Origin of the sequence: Paraburkholderia sp. JPY465 (genome assembly GCF_050436725.1) — a bacterium.
GTDB classification, from domain to species: domain Bacteria; phylum Pseudomonadota; class Gammaproteobacteria; order Burkholderiales; family Burkholderiaceae; genus Paraburkholderia; species Paraburkholderia youngii.
In genome coordinates this window covers 1,139,213-1,154,492 of record NZ_JBNDMT010000003.1, presented here as the reverse complement: position 1 = coordinate 1,154,492, position 15,280 = coordinate 1,139,213, and the positions used below count along the sequence as shown (strand labels likewise).

At 63.5% G+C, this 15,280-nt stretch carries 17 protein-coding genes; 8 read left to right on the top strand and 9 right to left on the bottom strand.

The window, feature by feature from the left end; translation table 11 throughout:
• Positions 1-73: 73 nt before the first annotated feature.
• Positions 74-502, top strand: a complete 429-nt coding sequence (locus QFZ94_RS19935) for a winged helix-turn-helix transcriptional regulator (protein ID WP_429458977.1) — start codon at positions 74-76, stop codon at positions 500-502.
• 66 nt (positions 503-568) lie between these two features.
• Here QFZ94_RS19935 and QFZ94_RS19930 read toward each other — a convergent pair whose 3' ends face one another.
• The 3 genes from QFZ94_RS19930 to QFZ94_RS19920 all read right to left on the bottom strand — a co-directional run bounded on the left by QFZ94_RS19930 (position 569) and on the right by QFZ94_RS19920 (position 3,237).
• A complete protein-coding gene (locus tag QFZ94_RS19930) occupies positions 569-1,573 on the bottom strand; it encodes an aldo/keto reductase (RefSeq protein ID WP_429458975.1) in 1,005 nt (334 codons plus the stop codon).
• A 94-nt stretch (positions 1,574-1,667) separates the two neighbouring features.
• Positions 1,668-2,405 carry an SDR family oxidoreductase gene (locus tag QFZ94_RS19925; RefSeq protein ID WP_429458973.1) on the bottom strand — a complete coding sequence of 246 codons (738 nt, stop codon included), beginning with the start codon at positions 2,403-2,405 and terminating at the stop codon, positions 1,668-1,670.
• Positions 2,406-2,475: 70 nt separating this feature from the next.
• Positions 2,476-3,237, bottom strand: a complete 762-nt coding sequence (locus tag QFZ94_RS19920; protein WP_429458971.1) for a glucose 1-dehydrogenase — start codon at positions 3,235-3,237, stop codon at positions 2,476-2,478.
• Positions 3,238-3,740: 503 nt separating this feature from the next.
• Between QFZ94_RS19920 and QFZ94_RS19915 the strand changes: the two genes are divergently transcribed.
• From QFZ94_RS19915 to QFZ94_RS19890, 6 genes are all read left to right on the top strand, one after another.
• On the top strand, positions 3,741-4,208 hold the full coding sequence (locus tag QFZ94_RS19915; RefSeq protein WP_429458969.1) for a (R)-mandelonitrile lyase: 468 nt from the start codon (positions 3,741-3,743) through the stop codon (positions 4,206-4,208).
• A gap of 22 nt (positions 4,209-4,230) precedes the next feature.
• Positions 4,231-5,052 carry a carboxymuconolactone decarboxylase family protein gene (locus tag QFZ94_RS19910; protein ID WP_429458967.1) on the top strand — a complete coding sequence of 274 codons (822 nt, stop codon included), beginning with the start codon at positions 4,231-4,233 and terminating at the stop codon, positions 5,050-5,052.
• Positions 5,053-5,091: 39 nt separating this feature from the next.
• Positions 5,092-5,685 carry a cytochrome P460 family protein gene (locus QFZ94_RS19905; RefSeq protein ID WP_429458965.1) on the top strand — a complete coding sequence of 198 codons (594 nt, stop codon included), beginning with the start codon at positions 5,092-5,094 and terminating at the stop codon, positions 5,683-5,685.
• Positions 5,686-5,717: 32 nt separating this feature from the next.
• Complete coding sequence (locus QFZ94_RS19900; protein WP_429458963.1) at positions 5,718-6,800, top strand: alpha/beta hydrolase; 1,083 nt, start codon at positions 5,718-5,720, stop codon at positions 6,798-6,800.
• Positions 6,801-6,869: 69 nt separating this feature from the next.
• Complete coding sequence (locus tag QFZ94_RS19895) at positions 6,870-7,310, top strand: cyclophilin-like fold protein (RefSeq protein ID WP_429458961.1); 441 nt, start codon at positions 6,870-6,872, stop codon at positions 7,308-7,310.
• 373 nt (positions 7,311-7,683) lie between these two features.
• Complete coding sequence (locus tag QFZ94_RS19890) at positions 7,684-8,883, top strand: arabinose transporter (RefSeq protein ID WP_429458959.1); 1,200 nt, start codon at positions 7,684-7,686, stop codon at positions 8,881-8,883.
• A gap of 13 nt (positions 8,884-8,896) precedes the next feature.
• On the opposite strand, the gene QFZ94_RS19885 is transcribed toward QFZ94_RS19890, so the two are convergent.
• A complete protein-coding gene (locus QFZ94_RS19885; protein ID WP_429458957.1) occupies positions 8,897-9,793 on the bottom strand; it encodes a LysR family transcriptional regulator in 897 nt (298 codons plus the stop codon).
• Between the two features lie 222 nt (positions 9,794-10,015).
• Between QFZ94_RS19885 and QFZ94_RS19880 the strand changes: the two genes are divergently transcribed.
• Positions 10,016-10,741: a dihydrofolate reductase family protein gene (locus QFZ94_RS19880; protein WP_429458955.1), complete on the top strand. Its 726-nt coding sequence runs from the start codon at positions 10,016-10,018 to the stop codon at positions 10,739-10,741.
• Positions 10,742-10,818: 77 nt separating this feature from the next.
• Here QFZ94_RS19880 and QFZ94_RS19875 read toward each other — a convergent pair whose 3' ends face one another.
• The 5 genes from QFZ94_RS19875 to parA all read right to left on the bottom strand — a co-directional run bounded on the left by QFZ94_RS19875 (position 10,819) and on the right by parA (position 15,214).
• A complete protein-coding gene (locus QFZ94_RS19875) occupies positions 10,819-12,789 on the bottom strand; it encodes a relaxase/mobilization nuclease domain-containing protein (RefSeq protein WP_429458953.1) in 1,971 nt (656 codons plus the stop codon).
• A 424-nt stretch (positions 12,790-13,213) separates the two neighbouring features.
• Positions 13,214-13,801: a S26 family signal peptidase gene (locus QFZ94_RS19870; RefSeq protein ID WP_429458951.1), complete on the bottom strand. Its 588-nt coding sequence runs from the start codon at positions 13,799-13,801 to the stop codon at positions 13,214-13,216.
• A complete protein-coding gene (locus QFZ94_RS19865) occupies positions 13,798-14,331 on the bottom strand; it encodes a DUF2840 domain-containing protein (protein ID WP_429458949.1) in 534 nt (177 codons plus the stop codon). Before QFZ94_RS19865 ends, QFZ94_RS19870 begins: the two co-directional genes overlap by 4 nt.
• Positions 14,328-14,579, bottom strand: coding sequence for a chromosome partitioning protein ParB (locus QFZ94_RS19860; RefSeq protein ID WP_429458947.1), 252 nt, complete (start codon positions 14,577-14,579; stop codon positions 14,328-14,330). The genes QFZ94_RS19865 and QFZ94_RS19860 overlap by 4 nt, the downstream gene beginning before the upstream one ends.
• Positions 14,576-15,214: a ParA family partition ATPase gene (gene parA, locus QFZ94_RS19855; protein ID WP_429458945.1), complete on the bottom strand. Its 639-nt coding sequence runs from the start codon at positions 15,212-15,214 to the stop codon at positions 14,576-14,578. The genes QFZ94_RS19860 and parA overlap by 4 nt, the downstream gene beginning before the upstream one ends.
• Positions 15,215-15,280 lie beyond the last annotated feature (66 nt).

Sequence of the window (15,280 nt, the reverse complement as noted above, 5' to 3'; positions counted from 1 at the left end):
GGAGTTGACAAGAATGCACACGGTGGTGCGCAACGAACACGGATGTGCGCGCAAAGGAAGGAGGATGAGCAAAATGGCTCAAACGCAGATAGAAGCCTTGGCGGGATGCAGGTCGCCCACCGACGAACATGCGAGATGCAAGGCTCTCGGCCAGGTGCTCGACCGAATCGGCGACAAATGGACCATCGGAGTGGTGGGAGCCCTATCCAAAGGGCCAACCCGCTTCAATGCTCTGCTTCGCCTGATCGATGGCGTCTCGCATCGCATGCTGACGCTGACGCTGCGAGGTCTGGAGCAGGATGGTCTGGTCAAACGAACGGTGTATCCGACCGTGCCGCCCAAAGTTGAGTATCAGCTCACCGACATGGGCCGCTCACTGACCGAGCCCCTGGAGACGCTCTCGCGGTGGGCGCAAGAGCATCTTCCCGCTATCGAGGCTGCGCGTGCCTCGCCGAGTATCCATCGAACAAACGAGGCCGGCGCCGAGATGGACCGAAAGTGAAATCAGGGCATCATCAACGACGCTCGGGATCGGACCACTTTCCGACATTGATGATCGGCGATGCCATTACGCGACCACACGGCCCTCGACCGGATAGCCGGGATCGGTATAGCCCGGCGTGGAGGCATGGCCTGGTGGCACCAGACTGTCCACGAACGCTTCGTCCTCTGGCCCGATCAGCAGATCGAGCGCTTTGATGTAGCCGTCCCAATGCGCTTCGGTGCGTGGCCCTGCGATGACGGAGCTGACTAGTCGGTTGTGCAGCACCCATGCCAGGGCGAAAACAATCGACGTAGTTCCCCGCTCAGCAGCATACGCTGCGACTTTTTGTGCGATCGCCAAGGACTCCGGCCGCCACTCGGTCTGCTTGATGCGCTTGTCGCCACGGCCAGCGCGGCTGTCCGGCGGCGGGGCTTCGTCCACCGCGTATTTCCCCGTCAGGACACCACGTGCGAGCGGACTGTAGGGCACCGTTCCCAGGCCATAGTGAGCAGCGGCCGGCAGTTGCTCCACTTCTGCGATCCGGTCAACGAGGTTGTATACGGGCTCGCTAGCCACCGGGCGGTCGATGCCGATCTGGTCCGCCAGACGCACGGCCTCGGCGATTCGCCAGCCGCGAAAATTCGATACCCCGAAGTAGCGGACCTTGCCTTGGCGAATTAGATCACCGACTGCGCGCACGCCTTCTTCCAGGGAAACGCCCGGCAACGCGCGGTGGAAATAGAGGATGTCCAGATAGTCGGTTCCCAGCCGCTTCAGGCTGGCTTCCACCGACTGGCAGATCCACTTGCGTGACTGGCCCTGAGCATTGGGCTCCTGATTCACACCGAACCCAAACTTGGTCGCCACAACCCAGTGTTCGCGCTGTGACGCGATCGCACGACCAACAACTTCCTCGGAGCGACCAGCGTGATACACGTCGGCGGTGTCTAGGAAATTCACACCCTGGTCGAAGGCTTTGTCGATGATGCGCCGTACCGCCCCCTCTTCCGTTTCGCCACCGAACATCATCGCCCCCAGGCAAAGGGGAGAAACCTTCAGAGCGCTGCGCCCTAAGTATCGATAGTCCATCATTCAACTCCTTATCGCTCAATTGCCTTTCGGAAACGTATCGTGGAAACACCACCGTCCGCGTATCTCTCGCCTGCTTCTACTCGGCGTGGACTCAGTAAGCTTGGCTGGTTGGACGGAACAGCACCTCGTTCACGTCCACGTCCTCGGGCTGGCTCATCGCGAAGAGGACCACGCGAGCGAAGGACTCCGCGGGAATAGCCTTTTCGTAGGTCTTCTTCATGTTGGCGGCGATAGCCGGATCGGTGATCGTGTCAATAAGATTCGTCGCCACGGCACCTGGAGAAATGATGGTCGTGCGAATGTTGTACGGCTTCACTTCTTGCCGCAGTCCCTCCGAGATGACCCGCACGGCATGCTTGGTGGCGGCATATACCGTGCCCCCGGGGCCCACTTTGTGACCCGCGACCGACGAGACATTGATAATGTGGCCGCCCATCTGGCGCTTCATGACCGGCAGCACCGCAGCGATGCCATAAAGTACGCCCTTGATGTTCACGTCGATCATGCGATCCCACTCGTCGATGTGCAGGTTCTCCAGCATCGAGCTGGGCATCAGGCCCGCGTTGTTGAGCAGCATGTCGACCCGCCCGTGCTTCTTCACCGCATGCGCTATCAGTGCCTCGACCTGCTTGCGGTCGGTGACGTCCACTTTCACGGTCGCGTCGTCTCCGAGGCCCAGTTCGTGGGCCAAGGCTTGAAGCCGATCCAACCGGCGTGCCGCCAGGATCAGCTTCGCACCGTTCTGTGCCAGCAGTCGCGCGGTCGCTTCGCCCAGGCCGCTGCTTGCGCCCGTGATGACGGCCACTTTGTCCTTGATGTTCTCTGTCATGATTGCAATGCCCTATGAGATCGGTTCGCGCATGCGCGAACCTTCGTGATAACCCGGTCGCACGCGGCTCTCAACGTGCGGTGTACCCGCCATCGACAGCGAGCGCATGGCCGATGACGAAGCTGGCCCCTGGACTGCACAGCCAGAGCACCGCCGAAGCGATTTCCTCGGGCCGGCCCAGGCGCCCGATGGGCTGATCCTTCATCAGAATGTCCATGGCCTCGGATTCCGTCTCTAGCATGCGGCGCACCATGGGCGTTTCGATGATCCCGGGGCAGACAGCGTTGATGCGGATGCCTCGTGCCGCGTACTCCAGGGCAGCGCTCTTGGTCAGGCCGATCACGCCATGCTTGGAAGCGTGGTAGGCAGCGCGCCCGGCGATGCCGATCAAGCCGCCCATGGAGGAGCAGTTCACGATGGCGCCGCTGCCTTGCTGACGCATCTGGATCAGCTCGTACTTCATGCAGCTCCAAACGCCGCGAAGGTTCACGGCCTGGACGCGATCGAACTCCTTGCCATCCGCATCTGCCGTCTCCGCCACCGGGCTCTGGATGCCGGCATTGTTGTAGGCGACATCGAGGCGACCGAACTGCTGGACCGTCTGCTCGACCATCGCCTTAACCTGCGCCTCGTCGGCGACGTCGCACGTGATGGCGAGCACCTTGTGTCCTACCTTGCTCAGCGTGCTCGCCGCTTCTTCCAGCTTGTCTTTGTCATGGGCTGCCAGGACAACGCGCGCGCCGGCCTCTGCAAACGCCTTCGCGGTGGCTAGGCCGATACCCGCGCTCGCGCCTGTGACCAGTGCGACTTTGCCCGCAAAGCTATTGTTCATAAACGCCTCCATGAGTTGGGGATACCTTCATTACAGTACGTCCGTTTTCACCCGTAAATAGCCAAAATAATCTTGCAGTCATGAGAAGACCTCATGACCGATGCACCTGCGTCATCGCAGGCAGCGTAGCCACTGGCATGCAGTACTGACCGCTCAGATTTTCAGTCGGCCCAACTATCGATAGACTTCCGACAAAGCGGCTAGATTCATGAAAACTCCTCATGGTTGCATTCGTATTTCGGCCGTTAACAGAGGGTAATTTCTCTGCCAGACTTCCGAACGTATAGCTCCCTCAATCCCCTCCCAGCCCCCGTCGGAACTTGATCGGTTCGTGTCGGAGTGAAGCAGGATGCGGTCGCTCTTCCGTAACGCTGCTCAACCTCGGCCCCGCGCTCTGATGCCCTGTTTTTCGACGGGCACATGTAGCCACTTCCGGCGCTACGGCTCTATCGGTTGTTGAGCGAGAGCTGACCCACTTGCAACCCGTCTTGGAAGGAACCGCTATGAAGAAACTTTTGGCGAGTGCCGGCATTGCGGCCTCTGTCACTGCCGTGTCTGCTCAGGCACAAAACATCGAGATCAACGCGAACGGTTCGACCCCGACGCGCAATGCCGATTCCTCGCAGTTCGAGGGCCGGGTATTGCTGGACGGATTGACCACCAAGAGCAGCGTGGCCTCCTTCGGCTCGGGCCTGGTCAGCTTCGCGCCTGGCGCCCGCACCGCATGGCACTCGCATCCCGCAGGCCAATGGCTGTACGTGACGGCCGGCAAGGGCTGGATTCAGCAGCAAGGCCAGGCCGTGCAGGAAATCAAGGCTGGCGATGCGATCTGGATTCCAGCAGGCGTCAAACACTGGCATGGCGCGACCGACAAGACCAGCATGAGCCATATCGGGATCACGCCCTACCACGACGGCAAGAACGTCACGTGGATGGAGCAAGTGAGCGACACCGACTATCACAAACCGTGATCGCGCCGTTCCGATCCGTTTGATGAAAGGCAACGACATGAAATCGCGCCGTCTGCTCGCCACCGTCTCCACCATCGCCGTTGCGCTGCTGCTCTCGGCATGCGCCAGTACGCAGGGAACATCCATGATTAAGCCCACATCCCGCACCACGGGTCCGTCGGTGGAGGATATCCGCGCCGTCTCTCCGGGACTGGCTCGCTTCACCAGCCAGACAATCGACGCCGAACTCTGGAATCGGCCTGGCCTGTCACGCCGCGACCGCAGCATCGTCACCCTGACGACGCTGATCGCGCGTAACCAAAAGGACGAGTTGGCCAACCAGATCGAGTTGGCATTGCAGAACGGCGTCAAGCCCGGCGAGGTGTCCGAGATCATCACGCACCTAGCCTTCTACTCGGGCATGGGCAACGCCATGAGCGCCGTGCCGGCGGCCAAGGCCGTGTTTGCCCAGCACGGCATCGACGCCAGCCAGTTGCCCGCCGCTCAGGGCGGGCTGCTGCCACTCGATGAGAAGTCCGAAGCTGCCCGCGCAGAGCGTGTCCAATCGAACTTCGGCGCCGTGGCCCCTGGCGTGGTGGAAGCCACCACCAACGTGCTGTTCCGCGACCTGTGGCTACGCCCCGGCCTGAGCCCGCGCGACCGTGGCCTGGTCACGGTGAGCGCGCTGATCGCCGTCGGCCAGGTAGCCCAGGTCCCGGTGCATCTGAACAAGGCCATGGACAACGGGCTGACCCGAGGCGAAGTCTCCGAAGCCCTGACGCAGTTGGCCTACTACGCCGGCTGGCCGAACGTGTTCTCCGCCATGCCGGTGGTCAAGGACGTGTTCGCCAAGCGTCCCCGCTGACGAACCGCATCAGCAATCGGATCAGAAAGGAGTGCCAGCATGAAGATGCGAGCCATCATGTCCGCAGCTCTTGTGACGACGGCTGCCGCAGCCACCTTCGCGTTGGCGCAGGGCAACGACCGCGTGGCGTTCCCCGCGAACTACAAGGACGGCATCCACTACACCACCGTTGAGCGCGGCAACATCCGGGAAGAAATCTACGCCAACCGCGAAGCCATCGAGGCCGCGAAGAAGGGCCAGCCACTGCCCAGCGGCACCATCATCACGATGGAGGACTATCGCGACGGTCGCCTGTTTCGCTACATCGTCATGGAAAAGCGCACGGGCTGGGGCGAGCGGTATGCCCAGGACGTGCGGAATGGCGACTGGGAGTTTCAGTCCTTCCAGCCTGACCGCACCGTCAATCGGTCGGAGAACGTGAGCCGCTGCATGGGCTGTCACAAGGCGCAGGGCAACAACGATTTCGTGTTCACGCTCGACCGGATGCGCAGTGCAAAGGTGAGCCAGGCGGAATCAGCCCTGCGCCATGCCGCGTTGATGTCCGAAGCGCGCGATGCCGCGTTCGACGCGAGCGTCCTCGCGCTGCTGGCGCAAGCTGGCGAGTCGAACGCTGATGCTCGTGTCATCGACTGATCAAACAAGTCATCGCTGAAAGGAAACTATCCATGTCCCATACCAACACCACTTTCGATCAACCCGATCTGCAATCGCCGGAACGCCGTAAGGTGCTGGCCGGTGGCGCCACCCTGGCCGCTGTTGCGCTGGCCGGCGGGCCGGGTATTGCCTACGCGGCTGGCCCCGACATGTCTCGCGGCGCGAACAATTTCTACAAGAGCAGCGATGTGGACAGCCAGGAGGTTCGCTACAAGAACGCCTACGGCCTGGAAGTCGTCGGCACGCTGTTCACGCCCAAGCGCCTGGACCGGAGCAAGAAGTCTCCTGCCCTTGTGGTCGGCCACCCCTACGGTGCGGTCCGGCAGCAGGCCGCCAACCTGTACGCCACCAAGATGGCCGAACAAGGATTCGTGACCCTGACGTTCGACCAGTCCTATTGGGGGCAGAGTGCCGGCACACCGCGCGGAGCCGTGCTGCCCGACGTCTATGTCGAGAACTTCAGCGCAGCCGTGGACTTCCTGGGCACGCGGGATTTCGTGGCCCGCGACAATATCGGCGTGATCGGCGTATGCGCCAGCGGCGGCTTCTCGCTGGCGGCGGCGAAGATCGACCCGCGTATCAAGGCTGTCGCCACCGTAAGTATGTATGACATGGGCGAGTATTACCGCACGGGAATCAAGGGCGAACGCACGCTGGAAACGCGCAGCAATGATCTCCAACTCGCGGCGGCAAACCGCTGGAAGGAGTTCGAGACCGGCCAGCCCATCTACGGCCCGGGCCAAAACGATCCCGTGTTCCTGGAAGCGGCGGAGTCGCGAGACTTCTATGAGACTGCGCGCGGCAAGGTGCCCTCCAACGACCGCAGGACGACCCCGGCGACCTATGCGAAGTTCATGAACTACTACCCGTTCAATGGCATCGAGGCCATTTCGCCGCGCCCGATCCTATTCGTGGTCGGCGAAATCGCACCGTCGCGCGGCTACACCGAGACCGCGTTCAAGATCGCCGCCGAACCGAAGGAACTGGTCGTCATCCCGGGCGCCAACCGCATCGACCTGTACGACCGCACCGAGATCATTCCCTGGGCGAAGCTGACCGCGTTTTTCAACCAACATCTCGGCGGCGCCGCGTAAAGCCAGCGACGCACCAGGCGGCACTTCCAGGAGCCGCCTGGGCCGGCAAACTCACTCAGGAGCAGGGCAATGCTGAAAATGAAAATGCTGGCGATGACGCTCATGGCCGCACTGCCGATGTCGGTCATGGCCGCTAAAGGTGGTGGCGGCAGTGGCATCAAGGTCAAGGTGACGGCGGGCAAGCACATGCTCACGGCGACGTTCATCGACAACGCCACCACGCGGGCGCTCGTGGCGAAGTTTCCGCTGACCGTGCCGATGCTGGATCTGTACTCGCGCGAGCTGGTCTATCGGTTCCCCGAGGCGTTGCCCGCCAACGAGAAACGGACTAGCGGCTACGAGGTCGGCGAGATCGTCTATTGGGCGCCGCGCCACAGCTTCGTCATCATGTACGCGCAGAACGGCGAGCGCATCAGCGACTTGCAGAAGGTCGGACGCATCGACGCCGGCGTGGAAGTGCTCGGACGCACGGGTAACACCGACGTCACGTTCGAGCTTCTGAAGGATTGATCCAAGCGCAGCGTTCTGCGCTGCCGACCATGACGGCCTGGCGGCGCAGTCCGCGCAGGCCGTTTGCCGTTCAGCGCGCAGGATTCAATTCGGGTCGCGGTTCATCCCTTGAACCTGGTTCGACACGCTGGCGAATCCATGGGGCGACAGGAGTGCCCCAGGAAATCATGAAAATCCCTCATGGCTGCTTTCAGACTATGCCATCTTCTCAAATAGTCCGACCGTCGCAACAATATGCGTCATGGCAGCAGTCTCTCGCACTGCCTCGCTTTGCAGCAGGGTTCGCTACGAGCTCCATGGTCAACGCATTGGCTGAACGGTTGTCGCAGCCAACGGCATTGGGCTTGACCGCACCGCATTCAGGGATCTTTCAATGACGCACAGCACACCCCATCCATCGGATTCATCCAGTTCCTCGGTCCTCGGCGTCCTTTGGCCCATCATGGCCGCGGTGCTGGCGGGCTTTCTCATCATCGGTCTGGCGCTTCCGGTGCTCCCCCTGCACGTCAGGAGCGACCTCGGCTATGGCACTTTTGTGGTCGGCCTGGTTGCCGGCGCGCAGTTCGCCGCCTCGCTCGTTTCCCGCGTATGGGCAGGCTCCTTCTCGGACAAATACGGCGCCAAGCGTGGCGTCATCACCGGCCTCATTGCGGCGGCGGTCTCGGGCCTGCTCTACCTGCTGTCGCTGGCCTTCGTCAGCATGCCCGTGGTGTCGGTTTCGATCCTGCTGGTGGGCCGCGCGCTGCTCGGCGGCGCAGAGAGCTTCATCATCACCGGCGGCGTCAGTTGGGGACTCGGCTTGGTCGATAAGGGCCACGCAGGCAAGGTGATCGCCTGGGTCGGGACGGCGATGTTCGCCGCCATGGCCTTCGGCGGCCCGTTCGGCACCATGATGTTCTCGTCCTTTGGCTTCACCTCGATTGCGCTCGTGACGACGCTGTTGCCGCTTCTCGTGCTTGCCGGCCTGTGGCGCCTGCCGGCCCTGCCGCCGCACCCGCACAAGGCCAATTCCGCCCTGATGTCAGTGATGGGCTCCGTGTGGTTGCCGGGCCTCGGTGCCGCCACGGCTAGCATCGGCTACTGCGCCATCTTGGCGTTCAGCTCGTTGTTCTACGCCGAGCAGCACTGGCAACCGATCTGGCTTGCCTTCACGGCCTTTGGTGCGGCCCTCATCGTGTCGCGCATGATCGCCGGACACCTGCCCGACAGGTTCGGCGGGGCGAAGGTGGCGCTGGCGTTCGTGCTCGTACAGACGGCCGGCCTTGTGTTCATGTGGCTCGCCCGCAACCCCATGATTGCATCTGCTGGTGCAGCAATCGCCGGCTTTGGCTATTCACTGGTCTATCCAGGTCTGGGCGTGGAAGCCGTGCGGGGAACGTCGCCGGAGAATCGTGGCATTGCCATGGGCATCTATACGGCGTTTCTTGATGTAGCCATGGCGATTGGAAGCCCTGCCCTGGGCTGGATCGCCGGGCAGGAGGGCTTGGGCGCGGTCTTTATCGCCAGCGCGGTTGTCGTGCTCTGCACCGCCGGCATCGCTGTTCGCCTGATGCAACGTCCGGCCGTCGCATGACCGTACGGGTGTATTAAAGCTGGTATCGCAACTCTTCGATCAGGAGCTTCATGGCTTGCGAGGGCTGCCTTCTGCTGGGGTAGTACAAGTGATACCCCGACCATAGAGGGCACCATTCTTCAAGGATGCGCACGAGGCGCCCCTTGGCAACATGCGGTTCCACCATGGGCTCTGGCACATAGGCAAGTCCGAATCCGGCCAGCGCCCCATCGAGAACTTCATAGATGCTGTTGACGACCAGTTGGCCATCGACGCGAACCGTGAACTCCCGGCCTCCCTTTTTCTTGAACTCCCAGGCGTACAAGCCGCCATGCGTCGCCAGGCGCAGGTTCACGCATCGGTGATGAACCAGATCGTGCGGCGTCTTGGGGGGCGGGTTCTTGGCGAAGTAGCCCTTCGTTGCCACCAGAGCGAAGCGCATGTCAGGGCCGACCCGAACCGCGATCATGTCCTGCGCCAGCGACTCACCGAATCGCACGCCCGCGTCGTACCGATCGGCCGCAATGTCGCTCATGGCGTAGTCATTGACTAGTTCGACCTTGATGTCCGGGTACTTGGGGAGGAACTTCAGCAGTTTCGGCCAAAGGATCGACTTGATCGCATAGTCCGTCGCTGTGATGCGGATGGTTCCGCTGGGCTTGTCCCGAAACTCGCTTAACGCCTGGACTTGCGTGTCGATCTCGGCCATCTGCGTCGAGATATTCCGGTACAGCCGCTCACCGGCCTCCGTAGGCGAGACATTGCGGGTTGTGCGTGTCAGCAGTCGGATGCCAACATTGGTTTCGAGCGTTCGGATGCTATGGCTCAGCGCCGACTGAGAGACACCCAATCGAGCAGCCGCGCGCGTGAAGTTGCCTTCGCGGGTAACGGTCACGAACGCGAGCAGACCACTGTAGTTGTCACGAGCCATTCATGAAACTCCTTCATGGGTGTATTCTGATTCTAGCAGCTTATCGACTTACTGATTTATTGCCAGAATGTCGAGGTCGTTCACTTGTCCATCGGTGTTCGCGTGCTGTGATCGGAACATATCTACGGTTTCGGGCGGTAGCCGTCCCGCGAGTCTGCTGCTTCAACCCACTATGGATGGACGCACACCTTTACCCCGTGTCCCGTCGAATCGAGAAGGCACATGCGCCCCAAAATCATCTGTCACATGATCGGCTCCGTTGACGGCCGACTTCTGTCCGATCGTTGGACACCGCTGCCTGAGGGCGCGGAGCCAAATACCATCCTCAAGGTCTATGACGAAGCCGCGCAGCGGATGAGTGCACAGGGGTGGATCGTCGGCCGCAAGACCATGGCCGATATGGTCAGCGGAACGGCTCGCTCGTATGGCGTGGCCAACACTTCTCGCTCCCACAGCACCTACATTGGGAACCGCCGGGAGCGCGCCATCGCCGTCACCGTCGATCCTGCTGGCAAGCTCCACTACGGCACGGATCATGTTGGGTCCGATCACTTGGTGACAATACTGAGTGAGCAGGTCTCGGACGAGTATCTGGCGGAGCTGCGCGACGATGGAGTGTCCTATCTGTTCGCCGGTGCGGACGGCCAGGACCTGTATACCGCCATGACGACGCTGGGCAGTCAATTCGATGTCCAAACCGTGCTTCTGGAGGGCGGCGGCACGATCAATGGGGCGTTTCTCAAGGCCGATTTGATTGATGAAATCAGCCTGTTGGTGTATCCCGGCATCGACGGCCTGGCCGGTGTCCCCAGCATCTTCGAGTACCACGGAACGTCTGCCGACGAACTGCCCGCGGCTGGGCGAACGCTGCTTCTGCTTTCCGTTGAAACCCTTGCAGCGGGTGTTGTGTGGATGCGCTACGCCGTCGATAGGCGGCCTGCAGAGTAGTTAAATGAGCGATACAAGGATTCTCAGTGCCGCACACATGACTCCGCATGGCGTCGGTAGTCGTCGGCGCCTTCACATTAGTTGATAGATGGCCCACGCTGCCGACCTACCTCCCATGACACCCCGTTGCCGCGCACTGTTGCGGCAAGCTGCTGCCCTAGTCGTTGCCCTATCACCGGCTTCCACGGCACTAGGCTGAAGCCCATGCCATCGTCCAGCATCGCGTAGCGCCCGCTGGCGAGCGTGACGCTGCGGCGATAGATGCCCGCCACGCGCTGGCCGTCGGCCACCGGGCGATGCTCCAGGCCAGTTTCAGTCGTAATGTCCTTGGCGGCCTGCGCAAGCTCCCGGTTGCGCAACGTGCCTAGCAGGTTGCGCGCCAGGATCACGCGCTGCCCGCGCCGTTCGGCCAGTCCCTGTCGGGCCAGGAAGTCGGCGCGTTGCTGCATCGCCTGCTTGGCCTCGCCGCCAAAGCCCAAGTCGCCCAGGTCCGAGCCGCCGCCGATCAACTGCTGGTCGAGCCAGGTCGCACCGATCACGCGAGTCTGCCGCTCGATAGGCAAGTGCGATTTCAGTTCAACCGCGACGCCACCACCCAGGCGCTGCGCGTCGTACTGACGCCCCCGCTCGATCAGGTCGTCAGGCACGCGCCAGACGCCTTCGGCGAGACGCTCCACGATGCCGGCCCGGCGCAGAGCTTCGAGCCGCCGCACATGCGCGGCCACCACCTCGCGCGAGTCGTGGCCGGGTGTGGTCTGTCCCTGCGCGACCGCCAGATGATGATTAGCGCGGTACACACCATCGACGGCCAGCGCGGTGATGTTGCGGTCGGCGGCGCGCACGTCGGCTGAGCCTTTGACTTCCACCACGGCACCGGTCGGGTACTGCTCCAGCTCCGAGCGCGGCGGTAGCGCGACGTAGTGCGCCCTCCCGTCCGTGCCATCGACGATCAGATAGCCCTTGTCATATAACTCGTTGGCCAGTCCCTTGCCAACGACGCGGCCGACGATGGTGCGGCCATCCTCTCCGGGCTTGAAGACGGCCAACTCGCGCTGCTGGCCGCTCATGGCCCGTTGCATGGTGCGGATAATGTCGCCGCGCTCGCCCATTGCCCGCAACGTGGTTTCGGCGTCGGCGTGGATGGCCCAGGTGCCGGGTTGCTGTTCAGTCGCCAGCCCCATGCGTTGCAAGTGTTGCAGGCGGCCAATCAGCATTTGCCGCTGGCGCTGCAACCGGGGTTCGGCCAGCCTCTCCGGCAGCACCAAGCCGTCCACGGCCTCGCGCTGCAAGGCGCGATCCAGCCCCGTCCACCGCTCTTGATCGACTTCGCGCTGCCTGGCGTGCTGCATCTCCAACTCGGTGCGCGGCCCCAGCCATTCGGTCGCCAGTTCCGATGCCCGGCGGCGCATCCCTTCGGCGATGTAGTCGCGGGAAATGATGAGGTCTTTGCCGGTCTCGTCCTTGCCGCGCAGGACAACGTGCGTGTGCGGGTTATCGGTGTTCCAGTGATCGACGGCGATCCATTCCAGGCGGGTGCCCAGGTCGGCCTCCATGCGCGCCATCAGGTGCCGGGTGTAGGTACGCAGGTCATCGAGCTCTTCGGCATCCTCCGGCGAGACGATGAACCGGAACTGGTGGCGGTCGTCGGCGCCGCGCTCCTTAAACGCATCGAGGTCGGCATCGTCGGTCGTCGGCCCGTAGGCATGGCCCGGCCCGCCCTGACGATCGACGCCTTCGCGCTTGATGTAGCGCAGGTGCGCAGCGGTCGAGCGTGGCCCGGCCTGTTTCAGATTCACCAGCCGGGCCTTGATCGTCACGCGCCGGGCATTCGCTCCAAGTCCACGGCCAGCAAAGCGCGCCGCGACATGGCCGCGCCCCAGCCGGGAACCGGGGCGCCGGCCAACCTTGCCAGTCGTCTTGCCGAGCTTGGCTCCGGCCTTGTTGGCCTGCCGCAGCACCTTGTTGACGAAGGCATCGCCGCGCTGCCTGGGTGCACCGGGGCGAACGCGGAAATGGTCGCTGTCGTTCTGATCCTTGCGCTGGCTCATGACGCAGCTCCATCCAAGGCCGGCGCAGTCCAGCGAACGAAGCACGCGCTTTCGCAAACGCCGATGCGGCGTTGCGCACCTTCGCGGCACGCTGCCGCCCCGTGGCGCGTGCCGCGCTCCCCCCATGTGCAGACAAGGTTTCCAAGCGGCGATGTGCCGCGACCTTTTATCTTGCATTCCGCCTTTGCCCTGCGCTGTGGCTCCGGGCATCGGCGGCCCGGCGAGGCAGTGCTGCTTGCAGCCCGCGCGCCGGGGAACGCGGCCACGGCCATCGGCCGGGCGCGTTCAAGGCAAGATGCCTGCACGGGGGAAAGCGTCGCCGAATGTTGCGTGGCGTGCGGCGCGGATGCACTCGCAGGACACGGCGGCGACCAGCGGGAGAACACGCCGGATGGCACGATGAAGTGCAGCGAATCGGCGGTCTTCATCGGTGTGTCTCCAGCCAGACCGGATGCGCGACACCGATCACGGTGGATGCGCTGACCGGGCCGAAATACCGGCTGTCGAACGACGCCGGATTGGTCAAGCTCAACAGGAACAGTTCGCCCGGTTCGAGGCGGCGGCACTGCTGCCACGATGGTAGCGGCCGGCCCACCCGGTCGGCACGCAGGACGGTTGCCACGGGCACGCCATCGATGCGGACGATAGCGCCGACGATGCACACCTCCTGCGGCGCAATCGCACCCACGCGCTTGAGCAGCGGCACGCGCACCGGCAGGTAGCCGCGTTGCGCTGCGAGCGTACCGACCTTGGCTGGCAGCGGCACCAGCACGATGCTGTCCACGGACAACGCACGTGGCAGCAAGGCGGTGCGCGTGTCGAACGGTGTGATGCGATACCAGCCGATCGCCACGCTGTCGGATGGGTTGTAGGTCAGGCGCGGCAGCGGCGACATGAAGGACGTCCAGGCCAGCGCAACGAAGGCTACAGCGGCCAGTGTCGCCACGACGATCCGAGCGCGCCTGCGCGAGTGAGGACGCAATGAAACCGTAGGTGTGGAAACGGTCGTCATGGCAGCGCCCTCCCGGCCAGCCAGGCGGCGTGCCGCTCGGCGGTGTATGTCGGTAGCGGCAAACGTGCAGCGAGTCGGTTGCCGAGCGCGCGCCAATACGCGGGCGACACGTCGGCGGGCGCGATTTTCTGAGCCTCGATGGTGTCGAGCTGCACCAATACGGCGCGCACGGCGGGTTCGCCTTCGGCGTGCAGCAGCAGGCGCGCGCCTGGCTGCACGCCAGGGATGCGCTGCATCGCGTCCAGCGGCGTGCAGGCTTGCATGACCATGAGCTGCCAGCGGATCGTGCCGTAGCCGTTGGCCTGCCAGTGGATGCGGCAGAACATCGCACGAGGCAGGAACACCGCAACGCGACGCCAGCGGTCGAGCCGGACGGTGCGCGCCGGCTCGCCGAAGCGCAGATATACGTCGATGCGCTGCTCGATGTAGGCGAGCGAAACGCGCGTCAGCGATGCGACGCCGGCTTGGCCGGCGAGCACCGCGAGCGATGGCCGCGGCGCAGCCGTGGCCGCCGAAGGTCGTGCGTTCATGGCATGTTCTCCGGAAATTCTCGTTCCAGCAGTGCGCGCAGCAGTTCGGCGACGGTCACGCCTTGCGTGAAGGCCGACACCTTGATGCGAGCGCGCATCGCGGTCGTGATGTCGAGGGTTAGGCGTGCGGTGTAGAGGTCGCCTTTCTGGATGCCGTCGGCGTCGCCCTGGCGAACCCACGCTTCTGCGTGGGGATTCGCGGGCGGACGCGCGCCGATACCGATGCGCTTGCTGCGTGTGCCGCTCATGTCGGCCACCGAAACAGCTCGTCGGTCAGCGCGGCGATTTCGCGGGCGGCGGCGCTGTCGGGTGCCGTCTCGCGTGCGAGCCGGCCACCGGCCACGCTGTCGGCGAACACGATGCGCTGATGCACTTCCGCACGCAGCGCCGGCAGTGGTTGTTCGGCGAGCGCGCTTCGCGCCTCACGGCCGATGATGGTGGTGCTGACGCGCCGGTTGACGACGAAGGCCGCGCGCAGTGCAGGCTGGAACACCTGCGCCTCTCGAATCAACGCCACCATCTCGGACGAGGCCCATAAGTCGTAGGGGCTGGGCTGCACCGGAATCAGCACGCGCTCTGCCGCCAACAGCGCGGACCGCGCCAAGGCGGCGATGCGCGGCGGCCCGTCGATGACGACATGATCGGCGCGACGGGCCAGCTCCGGCGCCTCCTGGTGCAACGTCTCGCGATCAAGGCCCACAGCGCTGAACAGCCGTGGCAAGCCTTGCTGGCTTCTGCGCTGTGTCCAGTCCAAGGCCGAGCCTTGCGGGTCGGCATCCAGCAGGATGACCGACTGCCCGCGCATCGCCAGTTCGCCGGCAACGTGCGTGGCAAGCGTGGTCTTGCCGACGCCACCTTTCTGGTTGAGGAAGGCAACGATCATCGCGCGTCCCTCCGGGTTGAAGGGACGACATGCGCGTGCCGTTCGGCGGTTGTCCACCGATGCGGT

Bases quoted from the DNA above. Each gene is read 5' to 3' on its own strand.
- QFZ94_RS19915 (WP_429458969.1), top strand. From the start codon at position 3,741: ATGAAGAAACTTTTGGCGAGTGCCGGCATTGCGGCCTCTGTCACTGCC.
- QFZ94_RS19890 (WP_429458959.1), top strand. From the start codon at position 7,684: ATGACGCACAGCACACCCCATCCATCGGATTCATCCAGTTCCTCGGTC.
- QFZ94_RS19910 (WP_429458967.1), top strand. From the start codon at position 4,231: ATGAAAGGCAACGACATGAAATCGCGCCGTCTGCTCGCCACCGTCTCC.
- QFZ94_RS19900 (WP_429458963.1), top strand. From the start codon at position 5,718: ATGTCCCATACCAACACCACTTTCGATCAACCCGATCTGCAATCGCCG.
- QFZ94_RS19905 (WP_429458965.1), top strand. From the start codon at position 5,092: ATGAAGATGCGAGCCATCATGTCCGCAGCTCTTGTGACGACGGCTGCC.
- QFZ94_RS19880 (WP_429458955.1), top strand. From the start codon at position 10,016: ATGCGCCCCAAAATCATCTGTCACATGATCGGCTCCGTTGACGGCCGA.
- QFZ94_RS19875 (WP_429458953.1), bottom strand. From the start codon at position 12,789: ATGAGCCAGCGCAAGGATCAGAACGACAGCGACCATTTCCGCGTTCGC.
- QFZ94_RS19870 (WP_429458951.1), bottom strand. From the start codon at position 13,801: ATGACGACCGTTTCCACACCTACGGTTTCATTGCGTCCTCACTCGCGC.
- QFZ94_RS19885 (WP_429458957.1), bottom strand. From the start codon at position 9,793: ATGGCTCGTGACAACTACAGTGGTCTGCTCGCGTTCGTGACCGTTACC.
- QFZ94_RS19865 (WP_429458949.1), bottom strand. From the start codon at position 14,331: ATGAACGCACGACCTTCGGCGGCCACGGCTGCGCCGCGGCCATCGCTC.
- QFZ94_RS19925 (WP_429458973.1), bottom strand. From the start codon at position 2,405: ATGACAGAGAACATCAAGGACAAAGTGGCCGTCATCACGGGCGCAAGC.
- QFZ94_RS19930 (WP_429458975.1), bottom strand. From the start codon at position 1,573: ATGGACTATCGATACTTAGGGCGCAGCGCTCTGAAGGTTTCTCCCCTT.
- QFZ94_RS19935 (WP_429458977.1), top strand. From the start codon at position 74: ATGGCTCAAACGCAGATAGAAGCCTTGGCGGGATGCAGGTCGCCCACC.
- QFZ94_RS19920 (WP_429458971.1), bottom strand. From the start codon at position 3,237: ATGAACAATAGCTTTGCGGGCAAAGTCGCACTGGTCACAGGCGCGAGC.
- parA (WP_429458945.1), bottom strand. From the start codon at position 15,214: ATGATCGTTGCCTTCCTCAACCAGAAAGGTGGCGTCGGCAAGACCACG.
- QFZ94_RS19860 (WP_429458947.1), bottom strand. From the start codon at position 14,579: ATGAGCGGCACACGCAGCAAGCGCATCGGTATCGGCGCGCGTCCGCCC.
- QFZ94_RS19895 (WP_429458961.1), top strand. From the start codon at position 6,870: ATGCTGAAAATGAAAATGCTGGCGATGACGCTCATGGCCGCACTGCCG.